Below are 18,782 nucleotides of genomic sequence, written 5' to 3'. Positions count from 1 at the left end.
GAAAGGGGTTTAAAAAATGAAGAAAGCAATAGCGTTAATGCTCACAGCAGTTATGCTGATCGGAACGGTGTTTACGGGCGCGGTGTTCGCGGAAGGGGACGGCACAACCGCACCGTCAGTTGTTGCAAACACTCTCATCGGTGAATATCTTAACGGGTATGACGGAATGAATTTTTCGGAGTGGACAAACAATGTAGGCGGTTATACAAACTCCGGAAGTTTTGTTCTTGACGGCAGAGAGTTTAAGTTGAATGATGACGGAGTGGGTTATAAGTACGGTAAAAAGAGTGTATATATGAAATTTAAGGCAAGTGATTTTGCAGATAAAAACATTGCCTCGGCAAGACTTTTGATTGCTTATAACGGAAATTTTGACAACTGTCCTATGAATATATACACATTTGACGCCGGTTTGTGGAATACGGAAACGGCCCCAATAGTTAACAGAGATGAAAAAGCGGTTTATTTCAGAACTCCTGCAAAGGTAAACGGTGCGCGTGTAAAGTTTGCGGACGAAAATATCGACAGTACGTGGGAGTATTATGCGGCGGTTGATATGACTGATGTTATAAAAGCAGCAATCAGCGAGAACAAAGAGTACATAGCGTTTGTATTGGAGCCTGACAGCACCGCATATGGCACATTCTGGAAAGGTGACGGTACAAAACCAAGATTGCAGATATTTACATCAAGCAACAATGCGCCGACCGCAACAATTTCCATTTCGCCGGAAAAAGACTTTTACACCTTTGAAGATACAATCACATTTACCGCAAACGGAACGGACGAGGATGAGGGTGATAACGACAGCCTGACATATACGTTTTACTTGGACAATAATGAAGTAGCCGACGGTATTTCGGGAAATATGTTTACGCTTGCAAATCCGGCGGCAGGAAGTTATGTCATAAAGGTTAAAGTTACCGACCGATGGGGTGATTACGGCTTTGCCGAAAAAACAATTACCGTAAAGGGTGCGCCTGTTTTAACATGTAATACCGTAGAGGGTATATTCTACAATAGTTATGATGAAAAAATCTTTACGGAATATAACAATACAACGGCTAACAGCCCATATAACTATATACTCGGCAAGGCGTCAATCGGAAATCTGATATTGTATTCAAAATTCGATATAAGCAAATATACCGATGAAAATATATCAACTGCTCGTTTGCTTACAAGTATGGGCGGCGGACAGGCAGGATCTACAATTACACTTTACGGGCTCAATGAATGGAGCGATACGACCGGTCCAGTGGTTAACCGAAGTGATGTAAACATAATAGAGAGAAAAATATTGCCGTCTACTCTTGCCAAAATTGAGGGTGATGAGAATATCAACTCAAAATGGTCGTATAATACAATCTTCGATTTTTCGGCGGCAGTAAAAAAAGCTATTGCAAACGGTGATAAGTACGTTATGTTCACCATAGAAAGAACTTCAAACGGTTATTCAACATTCGGAAAGGCAACTGAAAACAGACCCAGATTGCAGATATTCACAACCACAAACAGTATTCCTGTCGTAATGTTAAAGGCAGACAAGATAAAATACTCGGCGGGTGACACCGTTGTGATTACTGCAGACGGGACAGATGCGGACGGTGACACAGTGACATATGAATTTTATGTTGACGGTGTACTTGCCGAAACAGGCGTAAACGAGAACACACTCACAATAGAAAATTATGATGGAAACGAGCATATTATAACCGTCAACTGCATCGACGAATGGGGAGATGCGGGAATATGCACAATCACGCTTAAGAAAAATATGGCATATGACATCTCGGTTAAAACATCGGGAAGCATAAACGGTACGCTCACCGCAGACTACACCGTTCAAAATATGGACGATGTAAATTCTCTCGGTATTTCAATCATCATTGCGGTTTATGCAAATGACGGAAGCTTATATGACACAATGTTCAAAACAGAAACCGTTGCACCGGGTGCAAAGGTTCCCTTCGCTGCAAGACTTACACCGAAGGCTTTGACGGACGGTGACTTTACGGGTTACACAGCAAGCACAATGATTTGGACATCTTCAACTCTTGCGCCTCTTGGGGAGTGTGTGGATTTTGAATAAAAATAAGTTTTTACTTATAACCTCCTTGTTGTTGGGTTTTGTGCCTTTACTGTCGCTCGGCGCTTATGCGTCGGGCGGCGTGAGGGCGCAATACGATAACGGAAAGGTTTATGTGACGGGAAACTTTGATGCGGCAAAAAATGAAAATATCAGTATTATCGCAGCAAAAGAAAACATTGAAAATTTTGTTTTGTTAAACGATAATGAAAAAACGTACAAAACCGATTATATAAAGCAAATAAAAACAGATGAAAGCGGAAGCTTTGGGGTGTCGTTTCCTTTCGGCAAAAGCGGAGAATACACCGTTTCGGCGGTAAATGCAAACGGCAGTGCATCTGACGTTTTGAAAATCTACAACGAATTTGACGCGGACAGAATTGATGAATTGAGCACTACCGATTATGCACCGTATTTAAAGCAATATAATTTTACAACAGAGAATCAGTATATAAACAACTATCACGGAGGCGAGGGCGGTCAGAAGGGCTTTGCTATGGAATATTCGCCCCAAAACACCGACATCGTGTATTTCGGCACCGATACGAGCGGAGTTTGGAAAAGCACAGACTGCGGAAAAAATTGGAAAAATTCTTCCGTGGGGATAGGATGCTTCGGAACTGTTGCGATAAAGTGTGATATTGCTGACGTAAAAACGGTTTATGCCGCAGTTTGTCCCAATTCCACCGGCAATAATACAAAGGTCACTGACCAAACCGGAATTTATGTATCGTATGACGGCGGCGAAAGCTGGACATTTGAACAAAATCTCGATTTTTACCGGCATCATTCCCAAAGCCTTTTTGCTTATCACAGAGATACTCTTTACTGTGCAGGGCACAACGGGAAAATTTACAAACGCGTGTCGCGCGGAAACTGGGAGCTTGTTTGCAGTTATGACGGTGAAATGATTTATAATTTTTATATCATCGGTGATAAATTTGTGCTTGCAACAAAAGATAATGGACTTATGACAAGCAGCAATTTCGGCGAAACATGGCAGAAGAACGTTGCGGATTTTGATGTTCCGTCAGTTTTGTCGGCGGCATTTGATCCGATAAATTCCGAAAATGTTTACTGTGTGACGAAAGATTATCTTTATAAATCAACCGATGGAGGAAAAAGTTTTTTGCAGATTAAAAAATCCTCGCAAATTCAGAGTGGATTAAAAGATGCTTTCGGACAGATTTTTTTCAACGAAAACGGACGGCTTTATGTTCAGCTTTACGGAATTTCGTATCCGCTGCGTTTCAGTGACGATGGTGGAATTACCTTTAACAAAATGGCGATGAACACGTCACTGGGTTTTATGTCAAACAAAACCGGTTACGGCTGCGAGCCTGTAGCGGTAAATCCTCAAAATCCGAATGAAATAATTGCCTCAATGGATGGAGAAATTTACAAATCTCTTGACGGCGGTAAAAACTTTTTTGCATCATCAAGCGGTTTTTCGGGCTTGAGAGTTATGGATATTGCATTTAATCCGAACGATGATAATGATATTATTTTTTCTGTTATGGATTTCGGTGCAGTTAAAACCGATAACAAAAACGTCGGTGAAAGCTATCCTCTTGCGAATTATATAGCCTTGCGGCACAACTCAAAAGGTGCGTCACGTTCGGTTGCGAGAAATCCGTTCGACCAAAACAACATTCTTATAAATGTCGGACAAAGTTCAACAGGGTTTATTATAAAAGAAAGTCGGGACAACGGAAAAACATTTTCGGATATTCCGGCAACGGCAGGTTTTAATACTACGAAAATATTTTACAATAAAAACCGCGAGGGGGTTATATATGCCAAGGAAATCGTAAGCTATGACGGCGGTTTGACTTGGCAGAAATCCGACTTCCCGATTTATGCGGTGTCGCCCGTTGATCCCGATATTGTTTACGGCGTTAAGGATAACAAAATTTACAAGTCGGCAGATATGGGAAGAAACTGGGAATATCTATACCCCGTAACTGCAGGATTTCAGGATATATCACCAGACGCGGTGAAAGAAGATAGGCTTTATGTTGGATTTTTTTCCGGTGGTATGCGCATATATGACGATGGCGGTTACAAGGTTGTAAATCGTTCGGACGACGGATATGATATGAAATATATATTCAGCGTTGCGCAAAATCCCAACAATGTGCTTCATCTTCTTGCGGGCGGTGTGGATAACAAAAATTTTGCACCGTCAGAGGGGCTTTTTGAAAGCCGTGACGGCGGTGAGAGCTGGCATATCGTAAGGGGAATCCCCCACGGCAGGGATATTTGGAAAATACACTTTCATCCTAATCTTGCACGGGCATATGTTACAACCTCCTCGGGAACGTATATTTACGAATATGAAAAATTTTCGGCATCCGATATAGTTGTGTCGGATTGTGTGGAAAAAAAAGAAAACAATGTTGATTTTGCAATATTTAAAGTGTATAATGTAAGCAATGGAAAAAAAGATGTAAAAGTTATTTCGGCTCTTTACAGTGAGGATGAAAAAGCTTTGCTAAGCGCGGATATAAAGGAGTACAGTATTCCACCTCTTGGATTTCTTGAGATTAAAAACGAAATAACGGATTCGGATAAGCCGATGAGAAAGTTGCTTTTTTGGAGCGGCTTCGATACATTGATGCCTTACACAAAGTATAAGTTATATTAACAAAAAATTATTTGGCGGAGTGTAAAAAATGACCATTGCAATGATTTTTGTTTTAATATTTACCGCAGTACTTTTGACTCTGAAAGCAAAAAACAAGTTAAGCTTTGTTTTCGGTGCAGGGTTTTTTGCGGTTGATTTGCTGATTTTGTCACTTGCAATTTATACTATGCGCATAAGCAATTATAGATATTTTTTTCAGATTGAATTCTACATTATGAAGTATCTCGGCAAAATCCGTATAAGCTTTTACGACACAAAATATCTTATGCTTATATCCATAATTGCGTTTTTGACGGTTATGATGTATTTTTATATAGATGGGGCATCAAATAAATTTTATCTATCCACACGATGCATTATTGTATCGGTATATGCTCTGTCGGCATTATTGTTTGTATATGTCAATTCAAACTCATTTGCCGAAAATATATATTTGCGGAAGCATTACTCAGCGAGCGCCGAAAGCCTTACGGCAATATCACTTATAGAAAAAATTGCAGACAACTATTCATATGTTTATATTCTGGCCGTCTGCGTTTTGCCTTATATACGGTACATAAAGGAATACCGAACAACAAAAATGTTTTATCGACAGAACTATATTGTTTCGCTTATGCTTTCGGTATTTCTGCTGCAAAGTATGTTTTTGACAATACTGTTTGTAAGCCCGCTGCGATATTTTCTTACAACATCAAATTTATGCAATGTGGAGGGTGTGGCATACAACATAATACGGGAGCTTGATTATTATATACTTTTTATAATAATTGCTTTTCTTACCTTGCTGGGATTTTTGTTTGTTAAATCTTATGTTTTGTGTGAGGTTAATATTTTTAAAAACAAATACCGCCATAAACGAAAAAAAATAGTGCTTAAAGATGTAAGACACGTTTTTCATACCTTTAAAAATCTTATGGCACTGTTTTTGGTACTGGACAACAATGCGATAAACAACTATGGTTCGGATGAGGGTATGGAAAGCCTTGTGGAAATAAAAACAAACATACTTTCGTTTTCTGAAAGAATGAACAGAATTCTCGATATTTTTAACTATACTGTCGGAGACTGCACCTATGTGAACGTGTTCGACTGCGTGCTTGATGCTGCGGGAAAAATTCAGGTTTCAAAAAATATAAGGGTTAATGTTGAAATAAATTGTGCCGACGGAATTGTTTACGGCGACAGAACGGAACTCACCGAGATTTTTTATAATCTTATGGCAAATTCGGCAGAAGCAACCGGAAAAGACGGTATTATAACTGCGGCAGTGCATTCAGAGGGAAAGTGGATTTGCATATCGGTGCGCGACAACGGATGCGGAATAGATAAAAAAATGATGAAACGGCTTTTTAAGCCGTTTGCATCCACAAAAAAGACATTCAACAACTGGGGGATAGGTTTGTCACATGTGAAAGATGTGGTAGATGCACATTTCGGATTTATAAACGTAAAGAGTAAGCCGAATGAGTTTACGGAATTTCAGATAATTCTGCCTAATCACCGCAGGGGAGGAAAAAATACAGATGAATAAAATCCGCGTTATAGTTTGTGAGGATATAAAGGGAATACGAAAGCATATTGTTTCGGCGCTGAATGCTGACGAAGAAATCGAGGTTGTCGGCGAGGCAGAAAGCGGCAAAGAATGTATAGAACTTACACGTCGCGTTGAAACGGATATTATTCTTATGGATATACAAATGGAATATGAAACGGCAGGAATTGATGCAATAAGGGAAATTTGCGAGGAAAAACCTGGTGTTAAAATAATTGTTCTCACCGCATACGACAAAAACGAACTTATTTTGGAGGCATATTACACCGGTGCTTCAGATTATATTATTAAATCCGCCGATGCGGTCGATATTTGCAAAAATATTAAAAGAGTGTACGAAACACAGGATTTTGTGGGCCCGCTTATCGCAAAAAATTTGCGGGCAGAGTTTGTTCGTATGAAAAAGAGCGAGGAAACACTTATGTTTTTTATTCATAAGTTTTCCACTCTCACACAGACGGAAAAGGAAATCTTAAAGCTTCTCTATCAGGGTTACACAAAAAAGCAGATTTCGCAAATGAGGTTTATTGAGGTTTCCACAATAAAGGTACACGTCAAGCATATTTTAAAAAAGTTAAGCTTTCCTACCATCAGCAACCTGGTAAGCTTTTTGAAAAAAATAAAAATATACGAAAACTTCAATCTATAAAATTCGGAGAGGAAAAAGGTTATGTATTTACCTATGAGATTTTGGGGTACAAGCGCGGGCGGAACAATTCCCGCGCCGTTTTGCAGGTGCAGAGTGTGCGAAAATGCCAGAAAGGTTGGCGGAAAAGAAATTCGGCTTCGTTCGGCATTCAGAATAGATAAAAAAATTATGATAGATATAGGAGAGGACTTTGCAGCGCAGGCGGCAAGACTTAATGATGATTTGTACGATACGGAGCATTTTTTGTTTACCCATCCGCATGAGGATCATTTTAACTATATGATGTTCTGGCTGCGATACGTTGCGTCGGACAGACCGCCCGAAAAACCTATTAGTGTTTATTTTGTCGGAAATTCGTTTGATATTGTGGATAAGCTTTTGTATTCAACACCGCTCATCATTAACAAAGACGCGGAATATATGAGTGAAAAAAACGTTAAATTTATAAAACTTGACTTTTTGAAATGGTATAAAATCAACGATATTGAGGTTATGGCGCTCAAGGCTCACCACAGCACGGCAGTGTGCGAAAACGGCGCAAATTACCTTATAAAGCTCAAAAACGGGAAAATTATGTATTATGCGCTTGATTCGGGATATTATCTCGACGAAACGTTTGAGGTTTTGAAAAACTTCAAGCTTGATATTCTTGTCGGCGAATGCACTTTTCCCGAAGAACATATAAAAGACGAAAACGGCAGATATTTCTGCCCTGTGCATATGGATTTGACAAGCTGCGTCGATACGCTTGACAAGCTTTATACGATTGGTACGGTTGACGAAAAAACCCAAATATATTTGTCGCACATTGAGGCAAAAGGGCTTTGTCACAGCGAGCTTGAAGAATATTTTTCAAAGCTTGAAAGAAATTACTCTGTAAAAATAGCCTATGACGGGCTTTCGATAGACGAAGATTACTAAAATTTTAAAGGCGGTAAAATTTATGTTGGAAAAAGAGTCAGACAAAGCCGAATTTTCAAAAGCTTTAAAAATCGGCGCACTCTGTATTGTGACATATACAGCAAGTTACATAATGCGCAATGTTTTAAGCGTATCGTCAGTGCAGATGCTTAAAGACGGCTTTACAAAAGACAAAATCGGTTCAATTTCGTCAATATATTTTATGGCATATGCGTTCGGGCAGCTTGTAAACGGCAGGCTGGGCGACAAAGCAAAGGCAAAAAATATGGTTGTTACGGGACTTTTTATGTCAGGCTTTGCAGCAATTTGTTTTTTACTTGTGCAAAATTTGTATATGCAGATTGTTGTTTTTGCACTGAACGGTTTTGGGTTGTCAATGCTGCGTGGTCCGCTTGTAAAAACGATTTCCGAGAATACAATCCCCAAGCACGCGCGCAATATCTGCATAGGTTTTTCCGCGGCAGGATTGTGCGGTCCGCTTTTTGCAGGTATGCTTGCGGCGGTTTTGAACTGGCGGTATGTGTTTTTCTCATCTGCCGCAATAACAGTGATTATGGGGATTTTAAGCTTTGCGGTACTTAGTTTTTATGAAAGTAAGGGCGTGATAGCCGATATATCAAAAAATAATAAAAAGGAAAAAACAAGCTATTTCAAAATGTTTTTGATAGACAAATTTTTGATGTATCTGTTTGTAGGTGCGCTAACCGAAACGGTAAGCTCGTCGGTGGTTTTCTGGATACCTGCATATCTTGCCGAAAATCTCGGATTTTCCGCATCGCAGGCAAGCCTTATTTATTCGGTTATTTCGGTTATACGTTCGGTTTGCCCGTTTTTATGCATATTTATATTTAATCTTATAAAGAACAAAGACAGACTTCTTATCGGCACATTATTTTCTGCCGCGTGCGTGTTTTTTGCATTGATGAATTTTGCCTCAAACAGGTGGGTAAACATTTCGTCTGCCGTTCTTGCGCTCGTGTGCGTGGGGTGTGTCAGTTCAACGCTCTGGAGCTTTTTTATACCGAGTCTGGGAAAATACGGATGTGTTTCGTCAGCGAACGGACTTTTTGATTTTGCCGGTTATATTGCCGCGTCGGCGGCAAATATGTTTTTTGCAACGGCGGTTACAAAATTCGGATGGACACGGCTTACATACATCTGGAGTGCACTTATGCTATCCGGCGTGCTGGTTGTTTTACTGTGCGGTGTTTTGCCGTTAAAAAAAGTTAGAAAGGTCTGATTTTATGAGGGAAACAGCAGTATCGGCAACGTCTTTGGGAAAAAGAGGCGTGCCGTTTGAATTAAGTGATGAGATTTTTATGCTTTGCGCAAATTCGGATATTTCGGCAATAGAGGTAAATCTGCCGTTCGGATATGACTTTTTCGGCATTGATTTTGAATATTTGAACGCGCTTTCAAAAAAGTATAACGTGCGCCTCTGGTCGTATCATTTGCCGTTCAGCGATTATTTTGACCCGTCCGCACTTGATAAGACAGAGGGAGATAAGGCGCTGGAGGATTTTAAGCGGCTTATAAAAAACGCGTCAAAATCTGATATAAAATGCGTTGTCGTACACCCGAGCGCGGAGATAACCATTGCTGAAAACCGCGGTGTGCGTATGGAAAACGCAATAGTGCGCCTTTCAAGGCTTGCCGATTATGCGGATTTGTTCGGTATAGAGGTTGCGGTTGAAACATTGCCGAGAATGTGCCTCGGAAATTGCACCGCGGAAATAGAAGAACTTATTTCACTGAATTCAAAACTCAAGGTTTGCTTTGACGTAAATCATATAGAGCTTGGCACGCAGAAGGAATTTGCTGAAAAATTGGGAAGCCGTATTGTGACGCTGCACATATCTGATTACGTTGTCACCGACGACCATCTTTTGCCCTTTGAGGGGAAAATAGATTGGAAAGGGCTTATTACGGTGCTTAACAAGATAAATTACAACGGGCCATTTTTGTACGAAGCAAGTATTTATACAAAGGAAAACGTTATGCGTGATGTGAGGCTTTATCATAAACTGCATAAGAAAATCGAAGATTTGGCAGACTGATGTTTTCTGTATAAACAAAATATTATTTTAATAAAGAGGCTATGGCAAAATGATTTTTGAAATCAAGTTTGTCTGCAGTCCCTTTTTATTTGAAACGAAAGTTCGTTTTAGTCGAAAGAAAGCAAATCCAAACCCGCCTGAAACGCATAATTTCGTCATTTTTTCTTATCATCCTTGCAAGGCTAAAACGGATTTAATAATCATATCGGCCCTAATTATGATGTTTAACAGAAGGCTCGCAAGCTTTTTGTTCTTTACTTATTGCAGCGATTTGATTTTTCGTGTGATTATATGCGTTATATCAAACTGTTGTCATATTTTCCCGGAGCCATACCGGTAAATTTTTTGAAAACTTTGCTGAAATATGCGGTTGAATTAAAATTTAAAAGCTCGCATACCTTTTCAATCGATTACTCTTGACAAAGGTTATTAGAAAGCGGAATGGAGCATATAAAACTGATACAAAAGCTCGGCTCAAGCTTATTTGACGCTAATAAAATAACATTGATAGATAATCAAGGACATACTGTTAGAAAGCGGTATGCCCTTAAATTATGCAAAAATTTATAAAAAATGAAAATACCCCTTGACAAACTTCTTCTGAGGAGGTCATAAATCAGAAACTGATTTATGTAAGCAGATAGGATTTATAATCAGAGGCAGAGCCTTTGTAATAGCAAGCACGGCATTTGTACTCCCAAATGCCCACTTGTTCGTGGCTCTGCCCCTAATACCCCGATTTTAAAGGAGAGAAAACCTATGAGAGCAAATACAAATAAGCTAAATTTTTATGTTGATGACGATGTGAAGAAAAAACTTAAAAAGTTATCAAAAGAATCGGGATTGACGATGACTGCCGTAATAACGAAGCTTATTATGGGTTATCAAATTCAACCACTCAAAACGGAAGAACTGCTGCGTATATACAAGGAATTAAATCATATCGGAGGAAATATAAATCAGATTGCACATATAGCAAACAGTGAACGGCATATTACAAATGACAAGATAAATGAAGCAGCAAAGCTGATGAATGATATATGGAGCTGTGTCAGAAGTTACGGCAGAAACACTTAACGGTATCTTGATTAAAATATTACAAATTATTTGTATAAAACAGAGAAAATCGAAAAACGATATTGCTTTTATTCGAGTTTTAGAATATAATATATATTAACGAATAAGGAGTGTAGTCATATGGAAATTATGTCCGCAAGAGAAGCGGCTGATAAGTGGGGCATCTCACAAAGACGAGTAGCTGTGCTTTGCTCTGAAAACAGAATTGTCGACGCTGAAATGGTAGGTAATATGTGGGTGATGCCGTCAAATGCAAAAAAGCCGATTGATGCAAGAAGTACAAGGTACAACAAGTCGGATGAAAAGACGGTTAAATCGTTTTTGAAATGGGCAGGCGGAAAAGGTCAGCTTTTGAAAGAGATTGGAAAGTATTACCCGTTTGAGGATGAAAATATAACAAAATACGCAGAACCTTTTGTGGGCGGCGGAGCTGTGCTTTTTGATATTTTAAGTAAATACGATTTGAAAGAAATATATATCAGCGACATAAATGCCGAGCTTATCAATACCTATCGCATTATCCGCAATGATATTGATGCCTTGGCTAGAATGCTTTCCGTTATGCAAACGGAGTTTGTCCCGATGGATACTGAAAGTCGTAAAGCGTATTATATGCAAAAGCGTGAGCGTTTTAATGATTTAAAGGTGAACGGTGATGAAAATATCAATATTGAAAAAGCGGCGTTGATGATTTTTTTGAATAAAACCTGTTTTAACGGACTTTATCGAGTGAATAAAAAAGGACTTTTTAATGTACCTATGGGAGCATACAAAAATCCGCTTATCTGTGATGAAAAGAATTTGCGTGCGGTATCGGAAAAATTGCAAAATGTGAAAATTGTTTGCGGTGATTATAAAACTTCTGCCGATTTTATTGACGAAAATACCTTCGTATATTTTGATCCGCCATATCGACCTATTACCGATACGGCAAGTTTTACCGCATATACGGAAAATCTGTTTAATGATGAAGAACAAATCGAACTTGCACATTTTGTTGATGATATGCATAGAAAAGGGGCTAAAATAGTAATAAGCAATTCGGATCCCAAAAACTCAAATACGGAAGATGATTTCTTTGATAATATATATTCCGCTCATAAAATCAAGCGAGTTGAGGCTACACGAATGATTAATTGCAACAGCGAAGCAAGAGGAAAAATCAAAGAACTGCTTATATCAAATTTTTAAGGAGATTTTGGACTTATGATAAAGAATGGAAAAGGCGGCGGCAATACAAAAACCGGACTTGTATTTGAGGGTAAAACAGATTTGGCTACTTTCTTAAACAATCAAAAGGGGTATCGTGTTACAGATAACATTGTGTTTTATAATGATGAAAAAGTTGCTCGCATTTTTAAAAAGCATGGATTTTATAAGTTCTTGGAGGAAGTTGGGGTTGATTGGGCAAAAATCATATCCAAAAAACTTCTGCCGGATGACAGCATCTATGTAATCGTGAATAATACGCTTTTTATTATCGAATGCAAGTATCAACAAGTGGCAGGCTCCGTTGATGAAAAATTACAAACCTGCGATTTTAAAAGAAAACAATATCAAAAATTGATGGCACAACTAAATATTGATGTGGAATACATATATTTATTGTCAAATTGGTTTAAAAATCCTAAGTACAAAGATGTATTGGACTATATTATAAGTGTGCGTTGTCAGTATTACTTTGAATATATACCACTTACAAAATTAGGTTTGCCTGTACCCGATAATGCAGAGGAGGAGTAATTGATGTCAAGGAATTTTAATACTTGGTTATCCGGATTTCGTGACAGTATCGCAGATTACGGATATTATATAGATTTTGAAAAGGTACATAGAAATGTTGGAAATATAAAGGTTGAGCTTAATATTCTGAACTCACTTATTGGTTCTGACAATATTGAAGATGATTTTGAAAATTTGATTAAGAAATATCCCGAAGTGTTAAAATGTATTCCGTTGCTTTTGGCTGTACGGGCGAATGAGATATATGCCATTGATAGTGATGGGGCGTTTACATATAATTTTAAGAAAGCTAATCTCGACTCAGAACAGTATAAGGTGTTCATGCGTAAAACAGGTTTGTTTGATTTGATAGCTAATCATATTGTGAACAACTTGGTTGACTATGCAACGGGTGTTGAAACAGGTTTGGATTCCAATGGTCGCAAAAATCGCGGCGGACATTTAATGGAAAACTTGGTTGAAAGTTTTATCAAAAAAGCGGGATTTGTAAAAGACGAAACATACTTTAAGGAAATGTACATTCATCAGATTACAGAAAAGTGGGACATTGATTTATCTGCAATTTCAAATCAAGGCAAAATGGAAAAACGCTTTGATTATGTAGTTAAGACAGATAATATGATATATGGTATAGAAACTAATTTTTACGGTAGCGGCGGCTCAAAACTCAACGAAACTGCTCGCAGCTATAAAACACTTGCTCTTGAAACCGATACAATAGACGGATTTACTTTTGTTTGGTTTACGGACGGCAAAGGCTGGACAAGTGCAAGGCACAACCTTGAAGAAACATTTGATGTTATGGAACACATTTATAATATTAACGATATGGAAAATGGGATAATTCAAGAGGTTTTTCAATAATGGCGGAAAATAAAATAAAAAAGTGGAAGCCGGAAGATTTTGAACTTGAAATGACAACGCATTGGTCATTTCCAAAGCGCGGCGATTGGGCAACCCACGATGCAAAATGGCGTGGTAATTGGTCGCCGTATATACCAAGAAATATAATACTCAGATACTCACAAGAGGGAGATTTAATTCTCGATCAATTTGCCGGAGGTGGTACAACTCTCGTTGAAGCAAAACTTTTAAATCGTGATATAATCGGTGTTGACATAAATGATATTGCACTTGAAAGATGCCGAGAAAAGACGGATTTTGAATATGAACCGGCAAAAGGAAAGGTATATATCAAAAAAGGCGATGCAAGAAATCTTGATTTTGTTCCTGATGAAAGTATAGATTTAATATGCACTCATCCGCCGTATGCTGATATTATCAAATACAGTGATGGCATAGACGGGGATTTGTCACAATTAAAAGTAAGAGATTTTCTTGAAGAAATGAAAAAGGTTGCGGCAGAGAGTTATCGTGTACTAAAAGCGGACAAGTGCAAGGCACAACCTTGAAGAAACATTTGATGTTATGGAACACATTTATAATATTAACGATATGGAAAATGGGATAATTCAAGAGGTTTTTCAATAATGGCGGAAAATAAAATAAAAAAGTGGAAGCCGGAAGATTTTGAACTTGAAATGACAACGCATTGGTCATTTCCAAAGCGCGGCGATTGGGCAACCCACGATGCAAAATGGCGTGGTAATTGGTCGCCGTATATACCAAGAAATATAATACTCAGATACTCACAAGAGGGAGATTTAATTCTCGATCAATTTGCCGGAGGTGGTACAACTCTCGTTGAAGCAAAACTTTTAAATCGTGATATAATCGGTGTTGACATAAATGATATTGCACTTGAAAGATGCCGAGAAAAGACGGATTTTGAATATGAACCGGCAAAAGGAAAGGTATATATCAAAAAAGGCGATGCAAGAAATCTTGATTTTGTTCCTGATGAAAGTATAGATTTAATATGCACTCATCCGCCGTATGCTGATATTATCAAATACAGTGATGGCATAGACGGGGATTTGTCACAATTAAAAGTAAGAGATTTTCTTGAAGAAATGAAAAAGGTTGCGGCAGAGAGTTATCGTGTACTAAAAGCGGACAAGTTCTGTGCAGTTCTTATGGGAGACACACGTCAAAAAGGATGTATGATACCGATGTCATTTGAGGTTATGCGAATTTTTGAAGAGTCGGGATTTAAGCTAAAAGAGCTGATTATAAAAGAACAGCATAATTGCAGAGCAACGGGATATTGGAAAACAAATAGCGTGAAATATAACTTTTTGCTGATTGCACACGAGTATTTGTTTGTATTTAGAAAGTAAGCTTATATAAATAGTTTATTTTGATAACTGAATAGTATTATAGCAATGCAAATAAAAATAGATTAATCCTATTTTGGCAAATTGAACAAAATAGCGATGATTGGTCGCTTATCAGAGGTAATATTTATGTTAGAACCATCAAAAAAACTTATTGAAACGCATATAAAAACACACACTCAGCGTTCAGCAGAAGACTATGCGGCAGTTGGCACGTTGGAATATTTCTTGGGTTCTGGAGGGAGAATTATAACTGATTTTCCTAAGGGCGATAAATGGCCCAATATTGATGGCAAATTTGAATTTGTTGAGGATCCCAATATTTCACGAAGACCTGCTCAAAACTTTTTTGCTCAAATTAAAGGGACTCATCTTTATTCGGAAGAAGATGGGATAATTAAATATTCATTAAAGAGCCTCGGTTTTCCAGCGTTTATTGCAAATGACGTCACTTTAGATCCAGGTATCTTATTTGTCGTTTTAAATCCGGATATCAAAGGTTCAGAACGTGTTTTTTGGAAGTATATATCTGTTGATTTTTTGAACTCAATAGATTTTAATAATAGTAGCAAAACAATAAAATTTACAAAAGACGAAGAAATTCTTCCTACAGAAGAAAGTGTACTTGATTTTTGTAAGAAGTTGAAGTGTGTAGTTGCGAGACACTCGTTTGTGAATAAATTAAGTTCTACGGAAATGTCAAAAGAAGAAATAAAAAAAATAATTAAAGTTTGTGATTTGCAAATTTGCAGTAGTATTGATGTATGTGAATCCTTCAATCGTGATGATGTGTCTCAGATGATCTTGCCACGTCTTTATGATTTGTGTAGGGCTACTCTTCTGCTGAATTCATTAAAGCAAGGAAAAAATAGAAGCAATCTTCAGCTTGCATGGGAAGAGGCACTACTTAATATTAAAACGAAATATCTGGCCACATTCATGAAAGGGTTAAAATACATCGATGGACGTATTCCGGAAGATGGACAATCTGAGCGGCTAATGTTAAAGTATTATAACTTTATGTGGCAAATTAGAGATTTTCTTAAAAAGGAGTATAATTTGCATGTTTTAAACAATCTTGAAAAATTTCCTCGTGAGAAAGATGAACTAGATGAGCAATATTATAAAATTGTAGCAGACGCTTTCGAAAATGTAGATTTGAGTTCAAAAAGCTGTAGGCCATCTAGATTTTATATTACAAAAAGAACACCGTTTTTTGTCGGAAACGAACGGTTTTACGAAGTAACGTTACAGCTTGCGGGGATTTATGCCACAAAATATAATCGTATTACTGCGTATACAAAAGAGAATATTTCAACAAATTATTCTGTACAAATCAGTTTTGAAAATATACCTATTAATTTATGGGGAATTCAATCTGATGTTAAGATTATTACAAACTGGAGAGTGTCAATCGATCCTTCGTCTCTGAACAAGTTAGGGAAAATATTAAAAATGCCAACAAAAATATCCTCTAACTATGGCGAGTATAGTGCCTTAATGGATTTTTTAACAACAACAGGAATAAATTTTCTAGAGTTAATTGATTTGCAACAGTTATCCTTTGCTGTAATCTTGGATAGTATTTATTTGTCATCTAATACATCTCATTTTAAAAACATATTGATTGAGTTAAATAAAAACTATTCTAAAGCATCCAGTACAGTTGGCGCAAACACCATTAGATATTTGCTTTTAAATTTAAAAGAAGATATGCTTATAAATGTTATGCCGTGGACATATACTCAAAAGACACTTTCAGATAATTTATATTTATCGAACAGATGTTTCCCTTTTGAAAGGAACCCATACATTTCAAATTTATATGGTAGTAATACAAGCAATGAAAATAATATAAAATACATTTTTGATGCTATTGGAGGTGTCAAACTTGAAAAGGTGAGACCATATCTAAAAATAAAAAATCAGATTTTCCAAACTGGAGAGATATATTTTGATATAAAAGATATTGCAACCGAGCAAGAAATATCAGAATATAATAATAGTTTAGATGTTTGGGAACGCAAGCAAGGATATAACATTAACATTGAAAACGATATAGTTTCCATTGATTCATATGAAAGAACAACTATTAATATTCTAAATAAACTTTTGGAATTTTCTATGCAAGGCAATGAAGGACAGCGTGAATATAATAATAGCTTTATCAAGAACAGCGGAATCAAATTCAATGATCCCTTGAAAGAGTGGGCTTTGAGAGAGGCATTTGTAAAATCACATATTTTATTAATTTATGGTGCTGCAGGAACGGGAAAAACGACACTTATTAATTACATTTCTAATATGATGTCTAATCATAAAAAGCTTTTTCTTACAAAGACGCATACCGCTAAACAGAATTTGCAAAGACGTATTGATAATCCAGGAATCGAATCAGATTTTGTGAGCATTGATAGTTTTACAAAAAAAGTTACATTGACAGAGTACGATGTGATTTTTGTAGATGAATGTAGCACTATTGATAATCGTACAATGTTGAATTTTTTAGGAAAAGTAAGTCCAGATACCTTTATTGTTTTGGCAGGTGATATCCACCAAATTGAATCAATAGATTTTGGTAATTGGTTTTTCTATGCAAAAGATATTATAAATACAGTGGGAGCCAATATAGAACTGTTAAACACTTGGAGGACAGAAGATGAGAATATTATTAATTTATGGAATGAAGTTAGAAATAGAGGCAATATAATCACTGAAATTTTAACAGTTCCCGGACCGTTTTCTGAAGATATAGGAGAAAAGATTTTTGATGAAAAAGTAAAGGATGAAGTAGTTCTATGTTTGAATTATGATGGCAAGTTCGGATTGAATAATATGAATAGTTATTTTCAAAATGCAAACTCAAAATCTGACCCTATAACGTGGCAAGAGTGGACTTATAAAGTAGGAGATCACATTCTTTTTAATGATTCAAAAAGATTTTCGCTTTTATATAATAATCTCAAAGGAAATATAGTTGCGATTAATAAAACCGAAAAGGAAATATCATTTACTGTTGATGTGATGACAAATATAACAAAAAAGGATTGTGAAAGAGAGAATATAGAATTTATAAGTGCTTCAGAGGACTCTACTAGAATTCGGTTTACTGTTTATTCGTATGATGAAGTTTATGACGAAGATGATGAGGGAAAACGTATGTTATCAGTAATTCCTTTTCAGCTTGCATATGCTGTTTCGATTCATAAGGCGCAAGGTCTAGAATATGATTCGGTAAAGGTAATCATTCCTAAAAGTAATTCTGAACGTGTGACACATGGTATTTTTTATACAGCGATAACTAGAGCCAAGAAAAAATTAAAAATTTATTGGAGTGCTGAAATAATGAATAAGATAGTTGAGAGCTTTAGCGAAGAAGAAACAAAGAACAAAAGTTTGGAATTAATAAAAAAGAAACTTTCAAATTACCAGTAACAAAACATTCTTGATACTTGCCTTGAATTTAATTCACATAACACAGATTATAAGTGTATTATGTAGTAATCAGCAGCCTTGCACAAATAACACACAAGAAACAAACACTCGCAAAAACCCCGTAAATTTGGGCTTTTGTGAGGGTGAAATGTTCTCAAAGAGTTAAGAAATTTTCAGACATACAAAACTTCCGAATCTATTTTCGGAAGTTTTTTGTGTATAAAAAGGAAATTATCCGCATAAAAAGCGTATTCTTGAGACTATCCCAAATTTTGTGTAAAGTCTATACAAGACCTCCAAGATGATATATAATAAAAATATCATTTTGGAGGTTTTAGTTATGCCTAAGTACAAATTAAGTCCCGAAGAAAGGGC

Annotated in this window: 15 protein-coding genes and 1 pseudogene; 15 read left to right on the top strand and 1 reads right to left on the bottom strand. The window is 37.0% G+C overall.

The window, feature by feature from the left end; all coding sequences use genetic code 11:
- The first annotated feature begins 16 nt into the window (after positions 1 to 16).
- Genes H8706_RS09765 through H8706_RS09735 form a run of 7 tightly spaced genes read left to right on the top strand, consistent with a single transcriptional unit; the run spans position 17 to position 9,915 of the window.
- Positions 17 to 2,092: a hypothetical protein gene (locus tag H8706_RS09765; RefSeq protein ID WP_262432464.1), complete on the top strand. Its 2,076-nt coding sequence runs from the start codon at positions 17 to 19 to the stop codon at positions 2,090 to 2,092.
- Positions 2,085 to 4,736 carry a WD40/YVTN/BNR-like repeat-containing protein gene (locus tag H8706_RS09760; protein ID WP_262432463.1) on the top strand — a complete coding sequence of 884 codons (2,652 nt, stop codon included), beginning with the start codon at positions 2,085 to 2,087 and terminating at the stop codon, positions 4,734 to 4,736. Before H8706_RS09765 ends, H8706_RS09760 begins: the two co-directional genes overlap by 8 nt.
- A gap of 28 nt (positions 4,737 to 4,764) precedes the next feature.
- The gene (locus H8706_RS09755; RefSeq protein WP_262432462.1) at positions 4,765 to 6,267 is read left to right on the top strand and encodes a sensor histidine kinase; all 1,503 of its coding nucleotides are present in this window, start codon (positions 4,765 to 4,767) and stop codon (positions 6,265 to 6,267) included.
- Positions 6,260 to 6,937 carry a response regulator transcription factor gene (locus H8706_RS09750; RefSeq protein WP_262432461.1) on the top strand — a complete coding sequence of 226 codons (678 nt, stop codon included), beginning with the start codon at positions 6,260 to 6,262 and terminating at the stop codon, positions 6,935 to 6,937. The genes H8706_RS09755 and H8706_RS09750 overlap by 8 nt, the downstream gene beginning before the upstream one ends.
- A gap of 21 nt (positions 6,938 to 6,958) precedes the next feature.
- Positions 6,959 to 7,858 carry an MBL fold metallo-hydrolase gene (locus H8706_RS09745; RefSeq protein WP_262432460.1) on the top strand — a complete coding sequence of 300 codons (900 nt, stop codon included), beginning with the start codon at positions 6,959 to 6,961 and terminating at the stop codon, positions 7,856 to 7,858.
- Positions 7,859 to 7,880: 22 nt separating this feature from the next.
- Positions 7,881 to 9,098 (top strand): MFS transporter, encoded by a 1,218-nt coding sequence (locus H8706_RS09740; RefSeq protein WP_262432459.1) that lies wholly within the window; start codon positions 7,881 to 7,883, stop codon positions 9,096 to 9,098.
- 4 nt (positions 9,099 to 9,102) lie between these two features.
- Positions 9,103 to 9,915 (top strand): sugar phosphate isomerase/epimerase family protein, encoded by an 813-nt coding sequence (locus tag H8706_RS09735; protein WP_262432458.1) that lies wholly within the window; start codon positions 9,103 to 9,105, stop codon positions 9,913 to 9,915.
- Between the two features lie 296 nt (positions 9,916 to 10,211).
- Here the strand turns inward: H8706_RS09735 and H8706_RS12440 are convergent, their stop codons facing one another.
- The gene (locus tag H8706_RS12440) at positions 10,212 to 10,322 is read right to left on the bottom strand and encodes an AraC family transcriptional regulator (RefSeq protein WP_394354559.1); all 111 of its coding nucleotides are present in this window, start codon (positions 10,320 to 10,322) and stop codon (positions 10,212 to 10,214) included.
- A gap of 352 nt (positions 10,323 to 10,674) precedes the next feature.
- On the opposite strand from H8706_RS12440, the gene H8706_RS09730 reads away from it, so the two are divergent.
- The 8 genes and pseudogenes from H8706_RS09730 to H8706_RS09695 all read left to right on the top strand — a co-directional run bounded on the left by H8706_RS09730 (position 10,675) and on the right by H8706_RS09695 (position 18,407).
- Positions 10,675 to 10,992 (top strand): MobC family plasmid mobilization relaxosome protein, encoded by a 318-nt coding sequence (locus tag H8706_RS09730; protein WP_262432457.1) that lies wholly within the window; start codon positions 10,675 to 10,677, stop codon positions 10,990 to 10,992.
- Between the two features lie 321 nt (positions 10,993 to 11,313).
- The gene (locus tag H8706_RS09725; RefSeq protein WP_394354558.1) at positions 11,314 to 12,183 is read left to right on the top strand and encodes a DNA adenine methylase; all 870 of its coding nucleotides are present in this window, start codon (positions 11,314 to 11,316) and stop codon (positions 12,181 to 12,183) included.
- A 15-nt stretch (positions 12,184 to 12,198) separates the two neighbouring features.
- A complete protein-coding gene (locus H8706_RS09720) occupies positions 12,199 to 12,735 on the top strand; it encodes a PD-(D/E)XK nuclease superfamily protein (RefSeq protein WP_262432456.1) in 537 nt (178 codons plus the stop codon).
- A 3-nt stretch (positions 12,736 to 12,738) separates the two neighbouring features.
- Positions 12,739 to 13,599: a type II restriction endonuclease gene (locus tag H8706_RS09715; RefSeq protein WP_394354556.1), complete on the top strand. Its 861-nt coding sequence runs from the start codon at positions 12,739 to 12,741 to the stop codon at positions 13,597 to 13,599.
- Positions 13,599 to 14,129, top strand: a pseudogene (locus H8706_RS09710) (TRM11 family SAM-dependent methyltransferase); the annotation flags it as partial. The gene H8706_RS09715 and the pseudogene H8706_RS09710, both read left to right, overlap by 1 nt.
- A gap of 34 nt (positions 14,130 to 14,163) precedes the next feature.
- A complete protein-coding gene (locus H8706_RS12435) occupies positions 14,164 to 14,226 on the top strand; it encodes a hypothetical protein (protein ID WP_394354557.1) in 63 nt (20 codons plus the stop codon).
- Positions 14,226 to 14,975: a TRM11 family SAM-dependent methyltransferase gene (locus tag H8706_RS09700; RefSeq protein ID WP_262432454.1), complete on the top strand. Its 750-nt coding sequence runs from the start codon at positions 14,226 to 14,228 to the stop codon at positions 14,973 to 14,975. Before H8706_RS12435 ends, H8706_RS09700 begins: the two co-directional genes overlap by 1 nt.
- Before the next feature lie 126 nt (positions 14,976 to 15,101).
- On the top strand, positions 15,102 to 18,407 hold the full coding sequence (locus tag H8706_RS09695) for an ATP-dependent DNA helicase (protein WP_262432453.1): 3,306 nt from the start codon (positions 15,102 to 15,104) through the stop codon (positions 18,405 to 18,407).
- Positions 18,408 to 18,782: the final 375 nt, after the last annotated feature.

This window comes from Qingrenia yutianensis, from assembly GCF_014385105.1.
Lineage (GTDB): Bacteria > Bacillota > Clostridia > UMGS1810 > UMGS1810 > Qingrenia > Qingrenia yutianensis.
The sequence above is the reverse complement of the archived record's forward strand: the minus strand, read 5'-3'. Positions and strand labels throughout refer to the sequence as shown.

Excerpts from the sequence above, each read along its gene's own strand:
- H8706_RS09755 (WP_262432462.1), top strand. The coding sequence starts at position 4,765 with ATGACCATTGCAATGATTTTTGTTTTAATATTTACCGCAGTACTTTTG.
- H8706_RS09715 (WP_394354556.1), top strand. The coding sequence starts at position 12,739 with ATGTCAAGGAATTTTAATACTTGGTTATCCGGATTTCGTGACAGTATC.
- H8706_RS09765 (WP_262432464.1), top strand. The coding sequence starts at position 17 with ATGAAGAAAGCAATAGCGTTAATGCTCACAGCAGTTATGCTGATCGGA.
- H8706_RS09750 (WP_262432461.1), top strand. The coding sequence starts at position 6,260 with ATGAATAAAATCCGCGTTATAGTTTGTGAGGATATAAAGGGAATACGA.
- H8706_RS09730 (WP_262432457.1), top strand. The coding sequence starts at position 10,675 with ATGAGAGCAAATACAAATAAGCTAAATTTTTATGTTGATGACGATGTG.
- H8706_RS09745 (WP_262432460.1), top strand. The coding sequence starts at position 6,959 with ATGTATTTACCTATGAGATTTTGGGGTACAAGCGCGGGCGGAACAATT.
- H8706_RS09740 (WP_262432459.1), top strand. The coding sequence starts at position 7,881 with ATGTTGGAAAAAGAGTCAGACAAAGCCGAATTTTCAAAAGCTTTAAAA.
- H8706_RS09700 (WP_262432454.1), top strand. The coding sequence starts at position 14,226 with ATGGCGGAAAATAAAATAAAAAAGTGGAAGCCGGAAGATTTTGAACTT.
- H8706_RS09695 (WP_262432453.1), top strand. The coding sequence starts at position 15,102 with ATGTTAGAACCATCAAAAAAACTTATTGAAACGCATATAAAAACACAC.
- H8706_RS09720 (WP_262432456.1), top strand. The coding sequence starts at position 12,199 with ATGATAAAGAATGGAAAAGGCGGCGGCAATACAAAAACCGGACTTGTA.
- H8706_RS09735 (WP_262432458.1), top strand. The coding sequence starts at position 9,103 with ATGAGGGAAACAGCAGTATCGGCAACGTCTTTGGGAAAAAGAGGCGTG.